Origin of the sequence: Lentzea sp. NPDC051838, from assembly GCF_040681245.1 — a bacterium.
Classification (GTDB): Bacteria; Actinomycetota; Actinomycetes; order Mycobacteriales; family Pseudonocardiaceae; genus Lentzea.
Map to the genome: position 1 here is coordinate 17,126 of NZ_JBFAYI010000010.1, position 16,412 is coordinate 33,537.

At 67.1% G+C, this 16,412-nt stretch carries 19 protein-coding genes; 9 read left to right on the plus strand and 10 right to left on the minus strand.

The window, feature by feature from the left end; genetic code table 11:
• Positions 1-169 precede the first annotated feature (169 nt).
• Positions 170-598 carry a hypothetical protein gene (locus tag AB0M24_RS22765; protein ID WP_363771052.1) on the minus strand — a complete coding sequence of 143 codons (429 nt, stop codon included), beginning with the start codon at positions 596-598 and terminating at the stop codon, positions 170-172.
• Positions 599-643: 45 nt separating this feature from the next.
• Complete coding sequence (locus AB0M24_RS22770; protein ID WP_363771055.1) at positions 644-1,621, minus strand: LLM class flavin-dependent oxidoreductase; 978 nt, start codon at positions 1,619-1,621, stop codon at positions 644-646.
• Positions 1,622-1,659: 38 nt separating this feature from the next.
• Between AB0M24_RS22770 and AB0M24_RS22775 the strand changes: the two genes are divergently transcribed.
• The 4 genes from AB0M24_RS22775 to AB0M24_RS22790 all read left to right on the plus strand — a co-directional run bounded on the left by AB0M24_RS22775 (position 1,660) and on the right by AB0M24_RS22790 (position 4,308).
• Positions 1,660-1,941, plus strand: coding sequence for a GNAT family N-acetyltransferase (locus tag AB0M24_RS22775; RefSeq protein WP_363771058.1), 282 nt, complete (start codon positions 1,660-1,662; stop codon positions 1,939-1,941).
• A gap of 19 nt (positions 1,942-1,960) precedes the next feature.
• Positions 1,961-2,965, plus strand: a complete 1,005-nt coding sequence (locus AB0M24_RS22780) for an MBL fold metallo-hydrolase (protein WP_363771061.1) — start codon at positions 1,961-1,963, stop codon at positions 2,963-2,965.
• Positions 2,962-3,687: a lysophospholipid acyltransferase family protein gene (locus AB0M24_RS22785; RefSeq protein ID WP_363771064.1), complete on the plus strand. Its 726-nt coding sequence runs from the start codon at positions 2,962-2,964 to the stop codon at positions 3,685-3,687. Before AB0M24_RS22780 ends, AB0M24_RS22785 begins: the two co-directional genes overlap by 4 nt.
• Before the next feature lie 180 nt (positions 3,688-3,867).
• Positions 3,868-4,308, plus strand: coding sequence for a ClpX C4-type zinc finger protein (locus tag AB0M24_RS22790; protein WP_363771067.1), 441 nt, complete (start codon positions 3,868-3,870; stop codon positions 4,306-4,308).
• Here the strand turns inward: AB0M24_RS22790 and AB0M24_RS22795 are convergent.
• The 3 genes from AB0M24_RS22795 to AB0M24_RS22805 are packed head-to-tail and all read right to left on the minus strand — an operon-like array spanning position 4,283 to position 7,390.
• Positions 4,283-4,723 (minus strand): response regulator, encoded by a 441-nt coding sequence (locus AB0M24_RS22795; RefSeq protein ID WP_363771069.1) that lies wholly within the window; start codon positions 4,721-4,723, stop codon positions 4,283-4,285. The two genes, AB0M24_RS22790 and AB0M24_RS22795, sit on opposite strands and share 26 nt — an antisense overlap.
• Complete coding sequence (locus AB0M24_RS22800; RefSeq protein WP_363771072.1) at positions 4,716-6,248, minus strand: ATP-binding protein; 1,533 nt, start codon at positions 6,246-6,248, stop codon at positions 4,716-4,718. The genes AB0M24_RS22795 and AB0M24_RS22800 overlap by 8 nt, the downstream gene beginning before the upstream one ends.
• Positions 6,245-7,390, minus strand: a complete 1,146-nt coding sequence (locus tag AB0M24_RS22805) for a SpoIIE family protein phosphatase (RefSeq protein ID WP_363771075.1) — start codon at positions 7,388-7,390, stop codon at positions 6,245-6,247. Before AB0M24_RS22805 ends, AB0M24_RS22800 begins: the two co-directional genes overlap by 4 nt.
• Positions 7,391-7,455: 65 nt before the next feature.
• Here AB0M24_RS22805 and AB0M24_RS22810 point away from each other — a divergent pair, with 65 nt between their 5' ends.
• Positions 7,456-7,941: a GNAT family N-acetyltransferase gene (locus AB0M24_RS22810; protein ID WP_363771596.1), complete on the plus strand. Its 486-nt coding sequence runs from the start codon at positions 7,456-7,458 to the stop codon at positions 7,939-7,941.
• Here AB0M24_RS22810 and AB0M24_RS22815 read toward each other — a convergent pair.
• From AB0M24_RS22815 to AB0M24_RS22830, 4 genes are all read right to left on the minus strand, one after another.
• Positions 7,876-8,400, minus strand: a complete 525-nt coding sequence (locus AB0M24_RS22815) for a DUF1232 domain-containing protein (RefSeq protein ID WP_363771078.1) — start codon at positions 8,398-8,400, stop codon at positions 7,876-7,878. The two genes, AB0M24_RS22810 and AB0M24_RS22815, sit on opposite strands and share 66 nt — an antisense overlap.
• Before the next feature lie 15 nt (positions 8,401-8,415).
• On the minus strand, positions 8,416-8,829 hold the full coding sequence (locus AB0M24_RS22820) for a hypothetical protein (protein WP_363771081.1): 414 nt from the start codon (positions 8,827-8,829) through the stop codon (positions 8,416-8,418).
• Positions 8,830-8,911: 82 nt separating this feature from the next.
• Positions 8,912-9,655: a zf-HC2 domain-containing protein gene (locus AB0M24_RS22825; protein ID WP_363771084.1), complete on the minus strand. Its 744-nt coding sequence runs from the start codon at positions 9,653-9,655 to the stop codon at positions 8,912-8,914.
• On the minus strand, positions 9,652-10,221 hold the full coding sequence (locus AB0M24_RS22830; RefSeq protein ID WP_030468711.1) for a sigma-70 family RNA polymerase sigma factor: 570 nt from the start codon (positions 10,219-10,221) through the stop codon (positions 9,652-9,654). Before AB0M24_RS22830 ends, AB0M24_RS22825 begins: the two co-directional genes overlap by 4 nt.
• Positions 10,222-10,335: 114 nt before the next feature.
• On the opposite strand from AB0M24_RS22830, the gene AB0M24_RS22835 reads away from it, so the two are divergent.
• The 4 genes from AB0M24_RS22835 to AB0M24_RS22850 all read left to right on the plus strand — a co-directional run bounded on the left by AB0M24_RS22835 (position 10,336) and on the right by AB0M24_RS22850 (position 14,075).
• Positions 10,336-10,935, plus strand: a complete 600-nt coding sequence (locus AB0M24_RS22835; RefSeq protein WP_363771088.1) for a hypothetical protein — start codon at positions 10,336-10,338, stop codon at positions 10,933-10,935.
• 59 nt (positions 10,936-10,994) lie between these two features.
• On the plus strand, positions 10,995-11,705 hold the full coding sequence (locus AB0M24_RS22840) for a DUF4142 domain-containing protein (RefSeq protein ID WP_363771091.1): 711 nt from the start codon (positions 10,995-10,997) through the stop codon (positions 11,703-11,705).
• A 163-nt stretch (positions 11,706-11,868) separates the two neighbouring features.
• The gene (locus AB0M24_RS22845; protein ID WP_363771093.1) at positions 11,869-12,693 is read left to right on the plus strand and encodes a ferredoxin; all 825 of its coding nucleotides are present in this window, start codon (positions 11,869-11,871) and stop codon (positions 12,691-12,693) included.
• Entirely contained in the window at positions 12,690-14,075 is a 1,386-nt protein-coding gene (locus AB0M24_RS22850; RefSeq protein ID WP_363771096.1) for an FAD-dependent oxidoreductase, read from the plus strand. Before AB0M24_RS22845 ends, AB0M24_RS22850 begins: the two co-directional genes overlap by 4 nt.
• 752 nt (positions 14,076-14,827) lie before the next feature.
• Here AB0M24_RS22850 and AB0M24_RS22855 read toward each other — a convergent pair.
• Positions 14,828-16,027: a DUF222 domain-containing protein gene (locus tag AB0M24_RS22855; RefSeq protein WP_363771099.1), complete on the minus strand. Its 1,200-nt coding sequence runs from the start codon at positions 16,025-16,027 to the stop codon at positions 14,828-14,830.
• Between the last annotated feature and the right edge of the window lie 385 nt (positions 16,028-16,412).

Below are 16,412 nucleotides of genomic sequence, written 5' to 3' on the forward strand. Positions count from 1 at the left end.
CAGTGTGCCCCTACCCCCGAGTGGGCACGCTGAGAAACCTCTCAGCTTCAGCGCGTGTGCGTCATCGCTGTGGCCGCGAGGGAACCGTAATTCACTGACGTAACTGGAGTCTTCCGCCTTTGGAGAACGATCGCGTCGACTTCCGTCGCGATCGGAGGAACATCAGTCCTCAATGGATTCCAAGACGGGTGGGCTGCACCACGCGAAGGCCCGCTTTGGCGGCGTTTTCGGTGAGCCACGTGACGAGTCCGTCACCGTACGCGCTCGCCGGCCGGATCCAGTCGTACATCCGCCGTGCGAACGAGGAGTTGAACGCGATCACGTCGTCGAGCACGAGCACAGGGTCCTCCGCGGCGGCTATCTCCCGGAAGCCACCGAAGAAGACCCTGCTCGCACCCAACTCACGGGCTTTGTCCGCCACCCCGAAGAAAGCCGACCCGCGCCCGTGTGCGCGCACCACCAGCTGGTGCGCACGGAAGTCGGTGTCGAGGAACTCATCGGCGTACGTGCCGTCATCGGCCAGCACCAGCACGTTCGTGCCGCCGGGGAGCGCCCCGACCTGCCCAGGATGCGTGATGCCGATGACGTTGATGCCCACAGGTCGATCCTGGCGGACGTGTGTTAACCCTTGGCAGCGCTGGCGTTAAACAAGTTTCGGAAGTACTTCCGAGCCGAAGAGGCGGATCGTCTCGGTGACCGATTCGGGTGGCATGCCGCCGATGTCCACCATCACCAGGTGCGTGTCGATGGTCAGCAGTTCCGCCAACGAGTTGAGCCGCGCCGCGACCTCGTCCGGCGTCCCGCAGATCGCCGCGCCGTCCATGATCGCGTCCACGTCGATGTCGCCGTCGCCGCGCCACGGGTCCGCGAACCGCGCGTACTCGGCGAGGTGCGGCCGCCAGCGTTCGCGCGCGTTGTCGTGCGCCACGAACACGTGACTCGGCACGCCGACGCGGCCAAGAGGAAACCGTTCCCGGTACCGCCGCACGACTTCCGCGTAGATCGACGGATCGCGCAACGTCGACGGCAGCATCAGCGGCATTCGCAACTCCGCGCCGAGATCGGCAGACACCGCCGACCCCGACCCGATCCACACGGTCGGCCGCGGCGCCTGCACCGGGCGCGGGGTCGTGGTGACGTGGGAGAGCGGGCCGCGGAACCGGCCGTCCCAGCTCACCTCCGGCTCCTCCAGCAGCTTGATCAGCAACCGCAGGTGTTCCTCGAACCGCTCGCGCAGCTGGCCCGGCTGCACCCCGAACGCCGCGTCGGTCTGCTGGTCGACGCCGCGCGCCACGATCAGCTCGGCCCGGCCGTCGGACAGGACGTCCAGAGTGGCCAGCGACTCGGCCACGAGAACGGGGTCGCGGTGGGCCAGCAGCGTCACGCCGGTGGAGAGCTTCAACGTGGACGTCCGCGCCGCCACGCCCGCGAGCAACAGCTCCGGTGCCGACACGATGTAGCGCGTGAAGTGGTGCTCGCCGATCGCGACACCCGCGAACCCCGCCTCCTCCGCCACGACCGCCTGCTCCACCATCGCCCGCAGCCTCGCGGCCTGGGACACCTCCTCGCCCGTGCACGGGTTGGGCAGGTGGTCACCCAGGATCAGGAGGTAGACGTCCATGCGGGCCATTTTCCATCTTCCGAGGCAAGATGGTTGACGTGGTCACTAACGCTGTAACGAACAACGCGGCCGAGAGCCGGTACGAGGTTCACGTCGACGGCGCGCTGGCGGGGTTCCTGGAGTACCGCACCGTCGGCACCGTCCTCGCGCTCGTGCACACCGAGGTCGACGAGGCCTACGCCGGGCAGGGGCTCGGAGCCCGGCTCGCGAAGTACGCGCTGGACGACGCCATCGCCCGGGATGTCAAGATTTCCCCGTTGTGCCCGTTCGTGGCGAAGTACATCGACAAGCACCCTGAATACCGTGTTACCGTCCGGTAGATAGTTGCGAGCGCTAACAATGAGGTGGGCGAGCGTGTGGAGTGAGCCGGGCGCGTTCGAGGTGGCACCAGGGGTGCACCGGATTCCGCTGCCGCTGCCGAACGACGGCCTGCGCGCGGTCAACGTGTACGCGATCGAGGACGGCGACGGGCTCGTCCTCGTCGACTCGGGCTGGGCGCTGGACGAGGCGCGCGACCTGCTCGAAGCCGCGCTCGGCACCTTGAACAAGGGCTTCGAGGACATCAGGAAGTTCCTCGTCACGCACGTCCACCGCGACCACTTCACCATGGCCGTGGCGTTGCGCAAGACGTTCGGCAGCAAGATCGCGCTCGGTCTCGGCGAGCAGCCGTCGTTGCGGCACATCCTGCACGGGCAGGAGGACCAGCACGTCGACGACCTGCGCAAATGGGGTGCGTCCGAGCTGGCGGAGACGTGGATCAAGATCATGCACCACGTCAACCGCGACGACGCCCTGCGCGACTACGAGGAGCCCGACGAGTGGCTTGAGCGCTGCACGCTCGACCTCGAGCACCGCAAGCTCGAGGTCATCCCGACGCCCGGCCACACCCGCGGGCACGTCGTGTTCGTCGACCACACCGCGAAGGTGCTGTTCTCGGGCGACCACGTGCTGCCGCACATCACGCCGTCGATCGGGTTCGAGCCGCTGCGGCCAGAACTGCCCCTCGGCGACTACATGACGTCGCTCCGGCTCACCCGCGAGCTCCCGGACCTGAGGTTGCTGCCCGCTCACGGGCCCGTGACGGACAGCTCGCACGCCCGCGTGGACGAACTGCTGCACCACCACGAACAGCGCCTGGAGGAGATCCTGAAGGCGGTCAGCGGCAGCGCGTTCGAGACCGCCCGCAAGATCGGCTGGACCCGCCGCCAGCGCCGGTTCGACGACCTCGACATGTTCAACCAGGTGCTGGCGATCGGCGAGACGGCCGCGCACCTCGACGTTCTGGTCGAACGTGGTGAATTGACCCGAACGGTGAACGCCGGCGTGCTCGAATACCAGACGTGACACCGCTTGAGCTGGCCGCGTGGACCTGGAAGATGCCCCGCAGAGGCAGGGGATTCTGGTTCTCGCTGGCGATCGACGTGTTGTGGCCGATCGTCGTGCTGTTCGTCAGGCTGCGCGTGCGCGGCAAGCAGCACGTGCCGGGCAACGGCGGCGTGATCCTCGCGTTCAACCACCTGTCCAATGCGGACACCGTGGCGGCCGTCGTGTTCGCGCTGATGTCGAACAGGGTGCCGCGCGTGCTCGCGAAGGCGTCGCTGTGGCGCACCCCGGTGATCGGCTGGGTCATGCGGTCCGGCGGGCACATCCCCGTCGAACGCGGCACGGTCAAGGCCGCTGAAGCCCTGCGGCCCGCGGTGGAAGCCTTGCAGGCGGGGGAGTGCGTGATGGTGTTCCCCGAGGGCACGTTCACCGACGACCCCGACAACTGGCCGATGAAGGGCAAGTCCGGTGTCGCGCGGATGGCCCTCGAAGCCCGCGTGCCGGTCGTGCCGGTCGCCGAATGGGGCACGCAGGACCTGCTGCCGAAGGGCACGATCCTGCCGAGGTTGTTGCCGCGCAAGAGAGTCGAGGTCGTGGCAGGCGCGCCCGTCGACCTGTCCGACCTCTACGACCGCGAGTTGACCGCGGATGTGCTGGAAGAGGCCACCAAGCGCGTCATGGAAGCCATCACGACCATGCTGTCGGGCATACGTTCGGAACAAACGGGTAGCCCAAAACCATGACCGCACGAGTGGAAACCGAGTTACCGAAGCGTCCTGGTGGAACCGGAGTCTGGGCTCCTGTCATCCCTGAGCCCCGCGAACCCCAGGAGTGGGTCGAGCAAGCCGGCGACGAAGCGGTGATCGTCCGCAGTGTCGACTGATGTCTAGACACGCTAGACGCGTCTAGCTACCGTAGACGGCATGACTCTCGATGAGGAACTGCTGGCCACGGCACGCAAGGCGGGCACGCTCTCGGCCGCCGCACAGGACCAGGCCGACATCGCGAAAGCCGTGTACCACCACAGCGTGCTGCGCCTGCACCGCGCCGGCGGGTCGATGCGCGAGATCGCCGAGGCGCTGAAGATGAGCCACCAGCGCGTGCACCAGATCGTCGAACAGTCCAAGCGCACCGAGAAGTGCTGGTTCTGCGGACGTACCGCCGGCGACGTCGACAAGATGATGGCCGGCCCGGTCGCGCTCATCTGCGACATCTGCGTGGCCGAGGCTCAGGTCGCCGAGGTGGGCGACTGCTCGTTCTGCAGCGAGACCAAGCCCGTCCACGAAGGGGCAGAAGCGAAGATCTGCCAGTCGTGCGTGGACTTCAGCGCGGCAGTGATCAGCGGGGCAGCTTCACTACGGTGACGAAGAAGTCGTCGATCTGACGCACCACTTCGATGAAGCGGTCGAAGTCGACTGGCTTGGTGACGTAGGCGTTGGCGTGCAGGCTGTAGCTGCGCAGGATGTCTTCCTCCGCCTCGGAAGTCGTCAGCACGACAACGGGAATGTGCCGCAGCTCCGGGTCTCCCTTGACCTCGCTGAGCACCTCGCGCCCGTCCTTGCGGGGCAGGTTGAGGTCCAGCAGGATCAGGCCAGGCCGCGGCGCGTTCTCGTACTGGCCCTCGCGGCGCAGGAACTCCAGCGCCTCCACACCGTCCTTCACCACGTGCAGGGTGTTGCGGATCTTGTGGTGCTCGAACGCCTCCTGCGTCATCAGGGCGTCGCCGGGATCGTCCTCGACGAGCAGGACGTCGATCACGTTCAGCGGTGACTCAGACATCTACTTCCTCAACGTCGGCAACAAGCTCGGGTACCACGGGAAGGGTGAACTCGAACCTCGTGCCAGTGCTCGATCCTGAGTCCACATCGGTCTTCAGCCAGATCGTGCCGCCGTGGTACTCGACGATCTTCCGGCACATCGCCAGTCCGATGCCCGTGCCCGGATAGGCGTCCTTCGGGTGCAGGCGCTGGAAGATGACGAAGATCCGGTCAGCGTACTCCGGTTCGATCCCGATGCCGTTGTCGTGCACGGAGAACTTCCACATCTCGCCGTCGCGCTCGACGTCGAGGTGGATGACCGGTGCCTCGTCGCCCTTGAACTTCAACGCGTTGCCGAGGAGGTTCTGGAACACGGCGCTGAGCAGCGACGCCTCACCTCGCACGGAAGGAAGATCGGCGATCTCCACGCGGGCGCCGGTCTCCTCGATCCGCTCGGAGTAGCTCTCGACGACCTGCCGCACGAGCTCGTTGAGGTCGATCACGGTCTGCTCGCGGGTGATCCGGCCGACGCGGGAGAACGCCAGCAGGTCGTTGATCAGCACCTGCATGCGTTTCGCGCCGTCCACGGCGAACTCGATGTACTGGTCGGCGCGTTCGTCGAGCTGCCCGCCGTACCGTCGTTGCAGCAGCTGGCAGAACGACGCCACCTTGCGCAACGGCTCCTGCAGGTCGTGCGAGGCGACGTAGGCGAACTGCTCCAGCTCCGAGTTCGACCGCTGCAGCTCGGTCTTCGCCTCGTCCAGCGTCGCGAGCTCCTGCACGATCCGGTGGCGCATCAGGTCGACGTCCTCGCCGAGCATGACCGTCTCGCGTGGACCGTGCGCGTCGATCTCGTGCCGGAAGTCGCCGGACGCGACCTGCCGGACCTGCTCGGCGAGACCCTCCAGCGGCGTGATCAGCAGGCGGTACAACAACAACGACAGGCCGCCGATCACCGCGACCAGCAGCACACCCATGCCGATCACCAGCCACAGCACGACGTTCGCCGCGTGGCTGAGGTCGTCGCGAGACTTCCTGCCGAGCTCGCCGATGTCGCTCTGCAGCGCGGCGGCCTCACCGCGGATCCGGTCGAACAGCAGCTTGCCGCGGTCGATGTCCTGCACGGGCGTGCTGACGGGGCCGGACTGCCGGATGCCCGTGATCGTGGGCTCCGCGTACTGCTCGCGCCACTGCCCGGCCAGCTGCTCGATGCGGCTGACGCGGCCGTTGACGTCACCGACGAGGTTCCGCACGCCGTCCGCCGCCTCCGTCTCGGCTTCGCGGCCGTCCAGATAGGGCTGGAGGAAGTCGTTCTCGCCGGTGAGCACGAAACCGCGGACACCGGTCTCCTGGTCGAGCAGCGCGCGGTTCAGGTCCTTCGCGCGGCGCCCGGACGGCTCGACCTGGTCGACCGACCGCGCCCGCGCGTCGCCGAGCGAGTCCAGTGCGAGAACCGTCGACGCGATCGCCACAGCGGTCATCGCCAGCAGGATCGTCACGACGCCGATGAGCACCCTGCCAGCGGGCAACCGGTCGGGCAGTTTCACGTTCCGTCCCTCAGCAGCAGGATGGCGACGTCGTCGTCGAGCGCGCCTCCGTTGAGCTCCGTCACCTCCGCGATGACGGAGTCCATCCAGTCCGGGCCGTCCTGCAGGCGTCTGCGCAGGATGTCGCACAGCCGCTCGACCCCGAGCCGGTCGGTGTCGTCGGGTACCCGCCCCTCGATCAGTCCATCCGTGTAGCAAGCGAGTGACCAGCCGGACGGCAGCTGCACGTCCACCCCGGTCCACGCGTAGTCGGGCAGCACGCCGAGCGGGACGCCGACCTTGGACTGCGGCAGGTCGACGATCTGCGCGCCCACCACCATCAGCGGTTCGGGGTGCCCGGCGAGGAAGTAGCGCGCCGAACGCCGGTCCGGCGCCACCGTGACCATGCAGGCGGTGGTGAAGATGCCCTCGCCGTGCCGTTCCGCGACCAGCACCTGGTCGAGTGTCCGCAGCACCTTCTCCGGTGGCTCGCCGGCGAGCACCAGCGCACGCCACGCGATCCGCAGGCAGACGCCCAGCGCGGCCTCGTCCGGACCGTGCCCGCAGACGTCGCCGATGATCGCGTACACCGTGCCGTCCGGCATGCCCACGGCGTCGTAGAAGTCGCCGCCCAGCAGCATCCGCTGGCCACCGGGCTGGTAGCGGACCTCGAGGTTCACGTCCGAGTTCTGCAGCAGCGGGGGAGGCAGCAGGCCGCGTTCGAGGCGGGACCGTTCCGCGGCGAGCAGCTCGGCCTCGCGCAGCTGGAACTGGGCGTCGTCGGCGCGGCGGCGTTCGACCGCGTACCGGACACCGCGCAGCAGCAGCTCGCCGTCGACCTGGCCCTTGATCAGATAGTCCTCGGCACCGGTGGCGACCGCGTCGATGCCTTCGCGTTCGTCGTCCAGACCGGTCAGCACCAGGATCGCGGGCGCGTGCGGCTTCTTCAGCAGACGGTGCAGACCGTCGAGCCCCTGCGAGTCGGGCAGGCCGAGGTCGAGCAGCACGCACTCGGCGTCGCTCAGCATGCGCTCCGCCTCCGCCAGGGTGCGGGCGCGCGACAGGACGAACGGCGCCCTCGCCTCTTCGAGCAGCGCCTCGACGAGCAGGGCGTCGCCATCGTCGTCCTCGACCAGGAGGACGCGCACGGTCTTCGTTCGCATCAGGTCGGACTTTAACGTTATTCAGGTGCGGGGTTCGCGCCCGACCTACCAGGATTGTGCGCGTGTTGATCCGCCTCGCCCAACCAGCCGAACTCCCGTACCTCCAGGAGATCGAGAACGCCTCCGGTGAACCGTTCAGGGACATCGGCATGCCCGAGATCGCCGACGACGACCCGATGTCGCTGGAAGCACTGGCAGAAAACGAAGTCTGGGTCGCCGTGGGATCCGATGGCGTGCCTTTGGCGTTCATCGCGGTCGGCGATGTGGACGGTGCCGTGCACATCCACCAGGTCAGCGTGCACCCCTCGCACGCGCGCCGGGGAATCGGCGCGGCGTTGATCGAGCACGTGACCCCGGCCGGGCGCGCCGTGACGCTGACGACGTTCCGCGACGTGCCGTGGAACGAGCCCTACTACGCGCGCCTGGGTTTTCAGGAGGTGAGCGAGATTTCGCCGGAACTGGCCGAAATCATGCGCGAGGAGGCCTCAAGGGGACTCGATCCCGCGAACCGGGTCGCGATGATCCTTCTCCCAGCGCAGGTACGACCCTGACGCGATCGACACACTGCTGAGCAGCCACACCAGCACACCCGCGTCGTCGGTGACGCCGATGATCGGCAGGAACTCGGGCAGGACGTCGATCGGCGACACGAGGTAGACCAGCGACACCACCCACAGCAGCACCTGGCTGCGCGGCAGTTCCGGGTACTGACCGCCGCGCCACGCCTTCCACAGGCGCGGCAACGCCTTCAGGCGCTGGATCGGGTTGCCGACAGGGCCGGGGCCCTTCTGGGCGCGCTTGCGACGGTTGCGCAGCACGCCCAGTCCGGCGAACACCAGTCCGAGCGGGATCATCACCCAGCCGACGAGCGACGGGCTGAGGCCGCCGATGTCGGCGGTGCGCAGCAGCAGGACCGCTAATCCGGACAGCGAGATGAGTGACCCGAAGACGACCATGAGTGCCGCGCCCCCTGCTTTGCCTCGTGTACCGGTGGTCTCGGACGAGTCCACCCCTGAGACTGCCCGCTAACTCGGTTCCTGGAACAGCATCGTCGGAATCGCTTTCGGCGGCTGCTTCTGCTGCGGCTCCGGTTCCTTCAGGTCGATCACCGGTTCCGGCTCGGGCACAGGTGCCGGTACTTCCTTCGCCACGGGTTTGCGCGCGGTCTTCACCGGTGCCGGCGCGGCGACGTCCAAAGCGGCCCGCGCCTTGGAGATCCACACCTTCTGCATGGCCTCGTCCTTGCTCCCCGCCGCTGTCGCCGCGAGTCCGGAGAGGACACCGCGGATGCGCGGAACGAGAGCTGGATGGCGCCGGATCGCCTGCCACACAGCGTGATCACCCGGTAGCCGGGCGGACACGAGCTGCTTGACCTGAGCGCGCAGCTCCTCTGTGGACAGATCGAGCCAGCGCTCGACCGCTGACGGGCCTATCGCCACGTGCAAGCCTCCCCAAAACGACAACTGCCCCCACAGGATCTCACGGATCCGGCGGGGGCAGTGGGCTGGTGTCGGGAAGGGGTCAGGTCGCGACGGCTTCGAGCAGGATCTTGCCGTTCTCGTCCTGGATCCGGAACGTCGCGATCTCGTGCCAGCGCATGGCCACGTTCGCCTGGAGACGGATGGTCTTCTTGTCCCCGGCCACGGGTTCCGGCGCGTACCAGGACGTCACCTGGGCGACGCGGCCCGTGCGGCCGACGGCGACGAGCGTTCCCTTGCTGGGGCCGGTCATGCCGCTGACCTCGATGTCCATCGAGGTGCCCCACGCCTCGTCCGACGCGGTGATCTTCGTGAAGACCCCGCTGTTCGGGTCCTGCTGCTGCACCTTCATCGACGAGTCGGTGGAGTTGTTCGCCACCGGGGTCTGCGACGTCGTCGTGTTCGCGTTCGGAGGTGCTGCCTGGTTCGACCCGTCCTCGCCGCTGCGCACGACGAGCGTGGTGACCACGGCCGTCACCGCCACGATGCCGGCGGCGGCGGCCGCGACACCCTGGGCGACGAACCACCTTCTGCGCTTCCTTCTTGCCGCGACCGCGTCGAGCATGACGCGCACCGACTTGCCGTCCGGGCGTTCCGGAGCTGTTCCGCGCAGCATCCCGCCCGCGTCGGCCTCGTCGATGAGGTCCGGCACCACCGCGAAGTCGCGCAGGTCAAGGGCACACCTGCGACATTCCGTCAGGTGGTTCTCGAACGCCTCCACCTCATCGGCATCGAGGATGCCGAGCACGTAGGCGGCGACGTCGAGGTGATCTGGTGCCGTTGTCACCGCGTCTCTCCCCGATCGTGCAACGCGCGCCGCAGCGCACGGAGCGCGTAGTACACCCGCGACTTGACCGTTCCCGGTGGCACACCCAGTGCCGCCGCGGCCTCACCGACGGTGCGATCCCGCAGGTATGTCTCGAGAATAGCCTCCCTGTGCTCCTCTGAGAGACCGTTCATCGCCTCGGCGACGACGATCGCCGCGAGGGTGCGATCCTCCTCGCCGCCCGAAGGCGACTCGTCCGAAGGGGTCAGTTCGAACTCCTGCGGACGGACGCTTCTCTTTCGTCTGTCGTCAATGACCAACCGCCTTGCCACCGTGAACAACCACGACCGCAAGAGCACGGGGTCACGTTCGAGTTTCTCGGCGTTGCGCCATGCCCTGACCAGGGTTTCCTGCACGATGTCCTCTGCCCATTGACGATCATGGCCAGTCAACCTCATGCAGTGTCCCAGCAGGGCGCTGCCGAATTCCTCGTACAGCCGGCGGATCAGCTCTTCTTCGAGCGACCCCGGTCTTGGTGATTGTTCGTCTAACTCACGTTGACGTCTATGCCGCGCCACGGGGGACATCCTTGCCCCATCAACCGTCTTAAGTCGAGAGGCAAATATTCCTCACGAAGTCCGTGAACCGTTGCCGGATCGTGTCCGTACTCCTCGGTACCCCCGCTGAGAAAGGACCTGCCGATGCGACGTGGACCAGCCATCACCGCCCTGGCGGCACTGGCTATCTCCCTCACGGCGTGCGGCAGCCAGACGGCTCCTGGTGGAGAGGCCGCTCCTGGCGCCCTCCAGGCCAAAAACGCTGATCTGGGCGGTGCGAACCTCTACTTCATCGCGAACACCGAGCAGATGGGGTGGTTCGTCATCGACGCCGACGGCCTGCCGCTCTACCGCTTCGACAAGGACGTCCCGAAGCCGTCCAAGTCGAACTGCGAGGGCGAGTGCGCGAAGGCGTGGAAGCCGGTCCTCGCGGACAAGACGCCGATGGCGACCGGGATCGACCCGATCACCATGGGGGTCCTGACCAGGCCGGACGGCACCAAGCAGCTCACCATCGCGGGGTACCCGCAGTACACGTATGCCGAGGACAAGGTGTCCGGTGACATGAAGGGGCAGGGGAAGGGCGGGACCTGGTGGGTCACCGCTCCGAACGGCGCCAAGATCACCGGCGCGAAAGCCCAGAACAACAGCAACAAGAGCAGCAGCACGCCGAGCACGTCCCCCAGCTCGCCGGCAGGACAGACACCGCAGTCTGGCCCGCCGCCGGCAGCGCCCGGCTACTGAGCCCACTGCTCTTCACCAGACCCCCTACCGACTCCCCGAACAACGAGGACATCAAGACGATGACCAGAGCCCTCGCCACCGTCTTGGCGATGTTGTTCCTCTTCTCCGGCCTGGCCGCCACGGCTGCAGCGCAGCCCGCGGACACCGGGGGAGTGATGGACACCCCGACCGGACCGATCACCGCGAACGACCGCGAACTGCTGAACAGGGTGCGCCTGGCAGGCCTGTGGGAGATGCCCATGGGCGAGCTCACGGCCACCAAGGCGTCGAACGCCAGGGTCAAGCAGATCGGTAAGATGATCATGGGCGACCACATGATGCTGGACGCCCTGACGAAGAAGACGGCCGCCGGGTTCGGACTCACCACCCCGGACGTGCCGAACCCGGCACAGCAGTCGTGGATGGACGAGCTGAACGGTCTCGAGGGAGACGCGTTCGACAACGCTTTCGTCGCCCGGCTGCGCGCCGCACACGGCCAGATCTTCCCCTTCATCGCGAAGGTCCGCTCGGGCACCCGCAACGATGTCATCCGCGGGTTCGCACAGGCGGGTATCGACGTCGTGATGAAGCACATGACGTTGCTGGAGAGCACCGGTCTCGCGGCCGACTCGTCGTTCGCGGAACCCCAGCCCGCCGGCGGCATCATCAACGCCAGCCTGGCCTCCGGTGAGGGGCCGAACATGTGGGTGATCCTCACGGTCACCGCGGCGGGAGCCGTTCTCACGGTGCTCCTGCTCCGAGTACTCCGCCCGCGACGAGCGGTGCGGTGAGTCTGCAAGACCCCGTTTGAACAACGGGAAACGGAGGTGGTGTCCCAAGGTCAGAGGCACTCCAACGCGGACCTGTTCCCACCCGCCCGGCCCTGATGTGTCCACTCCTGCACGACAGGACCGGGCGGGTTCCCGCGAGTAGTACTTTCCGGAGGAAGAGTTGTTGTCGAGCCAGATTCCGCTCCTGGTGGCACAGGCCGAGTTCGACTCGGGCGTCAAGAAGATGGCGCAGATGTCCGCCAGGCTGGCTTACGTCCTGATGTGCGCCACCTTGTCCTGGGGTGTGCTGATCGCTACCGGGTGGGCCGAGAAGCTCACCGGCCGTGAGGGCCTGAAGAACGGGCACATGGTGCTCGCCTCGCTGGCCATCGCATTCGGTACGCTGCACGCGTTCGCGTTCTCCTTGCTGCAGGGAGCACCGCTCAGCGTGATCAAGCTCATTCTGCCGTTCGTCGACGGCGGCCTGTTCCGGCACGCGCTGGGCATCCTCGGCCTGGAGGTCATGCTCGCGATCGCCGTGCTGGCGTCGATGAGGCACAAAGTCTTCTACCGCAAGTGGTTGCGGTTCCACCAAACCGCCTACATCGCGGTGGGCATCACCGTGGTCCACTCCTGGTTCGGCGCGATCGCGAACGGCAACCTGTCCGTTCTCTGGCTCGCCGGCCTCACCATTCTCGTCCCGACCGCGACCCTGGCACTGGCCCGATTCCTGCCGGCCGAGGTGCTGATGCGCATCGGCATGCTCGACTCCGAGCGCGGCAAGGAACCCGGCGTCGGCGAGGGCGACGCGATGGACGTGAGCGTCAACAACGAGAAATGCCACCGCTACGGCACGTGCCAGGCGGAGGCGCCGGATGTCTTCCAGTTGATCGAGGACAACCGCCTGACCTACAACCGCCGGCCGCCAGAGGAGCACTTCGCTCAGGCCCGAGCGGCACAGCGCGCGTGTCCGATGCGCGCGATCGAGATCAGGGAGCGAGTGAAGTGAGCGAACGGATCGTGGTCGTCGGCGGCGGGCTCGGAGGAGTCCGTTCCGCGGAACGGCTGCGGGAGATGGGTTTCGACGGGCAGATCACGATCCTGTCCGCCGAACGGCACCTCCCCTACCACCGCCCGTGCCTGTCGAAGCAGATCATCACCGGTGAGTGGACCCCGGACGACTCGTTGCTGTCGTTCTCGGGTGACCTCGACGCCGAATGGATGTTGAACTCCCCGGCCCTGCACCTGGACCCGAAGAAGCAGTCGGTCTGGGTGCCCGGCGGCCAGGAGATCAAGTACGACGGCATGATCATCGCCACCGGCGTCGATGCTCGTGCGATGGGCGGGGCTCCGCGCCACGACCCGCGCGTGCACGTGCTGCGGACGCTGGACGACGCGGTCGCGATCCGCAAGAACATCCGTCAGTCGCAGGGCCTCGTCGCTGTCATCGGCGGCGGGTTCATCGGCTGCGAGCTCGCCTGCTCGATTCGTCACATGGGCCGCGACGTGGCCCTGATCGTCCGCTCGCCCGCGTTGCTGGGCGGCATCGTCGGTGACGACATCGGCAAGAAGATCACCGAGGCGCACGTGCACCACGGCGTGCGGCTGGCGACCGGTGTCGGCATCAAGCACTGGGTGCGCCAGCCCGGCGGCATCGGCATTCATCTGTCCGATGGCCAGGTCTTCTTCGCCTCCTGTGTGGTCCTGGCCGTCGGTGCCTCGCCCGCCACCGACTGGATGCGCGGCTCCGGCCTCGACATCTCGGACGGCGTGCTGTGCGACGAGACCAACCACGTGATCGGCGCCGAGAACCTCGTCGCCTGCGGTGACGTCGCCCGCTGGCCCAACATGCGCTTCAACGGCGCCGTGCGCCGAGTCGAGCACTGGCTCAACGCGGTCGAAGGTGGCCGCGCCGCCGCCGAGAACCTGCTGGTCGGCCGCAACCACGCCAAGGCATACACCCCGGTCCCGCGCTTCTGGACCGAGCAGTACGGCATGCGCGTCCAAGGCGCCGGCCTGCCCGTCCTGGGCACCGACACCACCGACGTCAACGGCCTGACCGGCTTCATCGCCAACGGCAAACTCGTCGGCATCGTGGGCCTGGAACAGCCGGGCCGCATCATCACCGAAACCCCGGAACTCTTCCGGCAGAACCAGGTGGAGCACAACCAGACGGTGTGGACCCAGCCGGCCCCCTCCGAGCCCGCAGCCTCTCCCGTCCCGGAAGTTCTCCCCACCACCCAGATTCCAGTTCCCGAACCAGTCGCCGCCCGCGCATCATCCGTTCCCCCGTCCGTCTCGTCGTCGATGTCCCCGCCTTTGCAGCGGCGGCGGCATTCACGTTCGAGGCCGGAGATGGTGCGAGTGGGCGGAGGACGCGCGAGGCCTTAACCCGGTCGAGGAGGTATCAGCTTGTCGGCACAGGGCAAGCGGGAACGGCGAACTCCGACGTCGCCGCGTTGGCCAGGTGGCGGACCGATGACGCCACGCGGCGATGCGCTGGATCCCGCGCCGGCAGGCTGACCTTCTTCTCGTGCGTCACCAACGGTGTGGCGGCTCGGCGGGCTCCCGAGCCGCCACACCGGCCTATTTTGTGGACCTTGCTCGGTCCTGGCTTCGGAGACTGGCTCGCCTCGGCTGGTGCTGTTGACACCGGACGCTGTGGTTCCAGCGGGGGTTGGTCGCGTTTTGTGGTTGGGTTGCGGTTCCAGCGTGGGCGCGCGGGTTCAAAGACCTGACGAGCTTTGGTTTCGTCATCGCCGCTTCGCGACGATTGCGATTGGGGCTTGACTTCGGGTCCCTTGCGAGGCGCTTGTTCGGGCGGAAAAGGTCGGATGCTCCGCACCCGCCCGATCCAAAAAGGGTAGCACCTCGCACCCAAAGTCAAGCTCCAATCGCTTTGCGTGCGTGGTTGCGTTTGGTTGTTCGGGCGGCGGTCATTACCGGTGCCTCTCGTTGTTCTGCTCTCATTCGGCTCGGCTTCGCCATCGCCGCTTGCCTTCGGCTTTGCGGGAGTGCCGCGCGTGCCGCGCGGGACGTTGTCCGCTCGTGGCTCGGCACACAATGTCTCGGCGCACAACGACGCAGCCAACAATGGTCCGGCTGACAACGACCCGCCTCGCAATAACCACTCGTCCTTCGGTTCAGGCGGCGGTGTGGAGTTGGTTGCGTCTGGGTTTTCGTTCTGGGTCCAGCCATGGTGGTGGATAGAACGTCGGTATGCCGTGGACGAGTTTTACTTCCCACTCGCTTTGGTGGATCAGCGTGTGGTGATGTCGGCAGAGCAGGACGGCGTTGTCGACTGAGGTGTCGCCGCCGTCGGCCCAGTAGCGAACATGGTGGGCATCGCAGTGCCGGGGTGGTCTTGAGCATCCGGGGAAGGCGCAGCCTCGGTCCCTGGCGACCAGGATCCTGCGGATTCCCGCCGGGAAGGTCCGGGTTTTGCGGCCGATGTCCATCGGCTGGGAGTGGCCGCCCAGCACCAGCGGGATGACTCCGGCGTTGCAGGCGAGTTGGCGGACTTGGGCGGCCGGGATGCGCTCGCCGTTGTCGAGCAGGGCCTGGCCGGTCTGGTTGGCCAGGTCGTCGTAGCTCATCGTCAGCGTGAGGGTGACTGGCTCGCCGCCGTGCTCGGGGAGTTGGTCGGCGCGGACCATCAGGTTGATCAGATCGGCGAAGGCCTCGCCTTCGCGTTCGGAGCGGTCGCGCTGGTCCGGGCCTTCGCCGGTGTCGGGGCGGGGCTTGGCCAGCGGGGCCAGGGCGGCCTCGTAGGCGGCGCCGGTCGCCGTGTCCAGCAGCGCCTTGACCTCCAGGTAGCCGTCTTTGCGTCGGCGGCTGTAGTGCCGGTTGACCAGCCGCTCCGGCTTCGGCTCGGCGGGCTCTGGGTCGTCCTGGTGCAGCGAGTAGGCGAGCCTGGCGCCCAGCTTGCGGACCGTGGTGGGCTCGAACTGCCTCGCGTAGTCCACGACCGTGGCCTCGTGCTCGGCGGGCAGCTTCTTCATCGCCTTGGCGATCTCCACGACATGCGCGATCGACAACTCGCCTTCAGCGGCGGCCTCGGCAGTCAGCGGAAGCTCCGGGGCCAACTCGCTGCCGGTCGGAGTGATCTCACTGCTCAACAAACCGGCATTCGCCACCCACTGCTGGGCGACGTGAATGTCCCAGCGGACCGCGTCCCGCAGAACCTGCGCCAGCTTCTTGTAACCGAACTCGGCCGCCGCCCCACGCCGCTCCAGCTCGGCGATCTTTCGCATCGCCGAGTTTTCGCGCACCCGCATTTCCTTCACATCATCGGCGATGCTCTGCAAGAGCTCGTCGGAGGAAAGAAGTCGGGGGTCGCTCACATGTTCGATCCTACCGCAAGATCACGACCAGATAACGCGAAAAACAAAACACCATCGTGTGAACCGCCTAAACAAACACACCCCCCGCGAAGCCGAAGGCAAGCGGCGATGGCGAAGCCGAGCCGAATGCGGGCTAACAACGAGAGGCACCGGTAATGACCGCCGTCCGAACAACAAAACGCGCCCACGCACGCGAAGCGATTGGGGCTTGACTTTGGGTGCGAGGTGCTACCCTTTTCGGATCGGGCGGGTGCGAAGCATCCGACCTTTTCCGCCCGAACAAGCGCCTCGCAAGGGACCCGAAGTCAAGCCCCAATCGCAATCGTCGCGAAGCGGCGATGACGAAACCAAAGCTCGTCAGGTCTTTGACCCGCGCGCCCACGCT

Excerpts from the sequence above, each read along its gene's own strand:
- AB0M24_RS22805 (WP_363771075.1), bottom strand. The coding sequence starts at position 7,390 with ATGCGAACGAAGACCGTGCGCGTCCTCCTGGTCGAGGACGACGATGGC.
- AB0M24_RS22795 (WP_363771069.1), bottom strand. The coding sequence starts at position 4,723 with ATGTCTGAGTCACCGCTGAACGTGATCGACGTCCTGCTCGTCGAGGAC.
- AB0M24_RS22830 (WP_030468711.1), bottom strand. The coding sequence starts at position 10,221 with ATGTCCCCCGTGGCGCGGCATAGACGTCAACGTGAGTTAGACGAACAA.
- AB0M24_RS22770 (WP_363771055.1), bottom strand. The coding sequence starts at position 1,621 with ATGGACGTCTACCTCCTGATCCTGGGTGACCACCTGCCCAACCCGTGC.
- AB0M24_RS22780 (WP_363771061.1), top strand. The coding sequence starts at position 1,961 with ATGAGGTGGGCGAGCGTGTGGAGTGAGCCGGGCGCGTTCGAGGTGGCA.
- AB0M24_RS22835 (WP_363771088.1), top strand. The coding sequence starts at position 10,336 with ATGCGACGTGGACCAGCCATCACCGCCCTGGCGGCACTGGCTATCTCC.
- AB0M24_RS22840 (WP_363771091.1), top strand. The coding sequence starts at position 10,995 with ATGACCAGAGCCCTCGCCACCGTCTTGGCGATGTTGTTCCTCTTCTCC.
- AB0M24_RS22790 (WP_363771067.1), top strand. The coding sequence starts at position 3,868 with ATGACTCTCGATGAGGAACTGCTGGCCACGGCACGCAAGGCGGGCACG.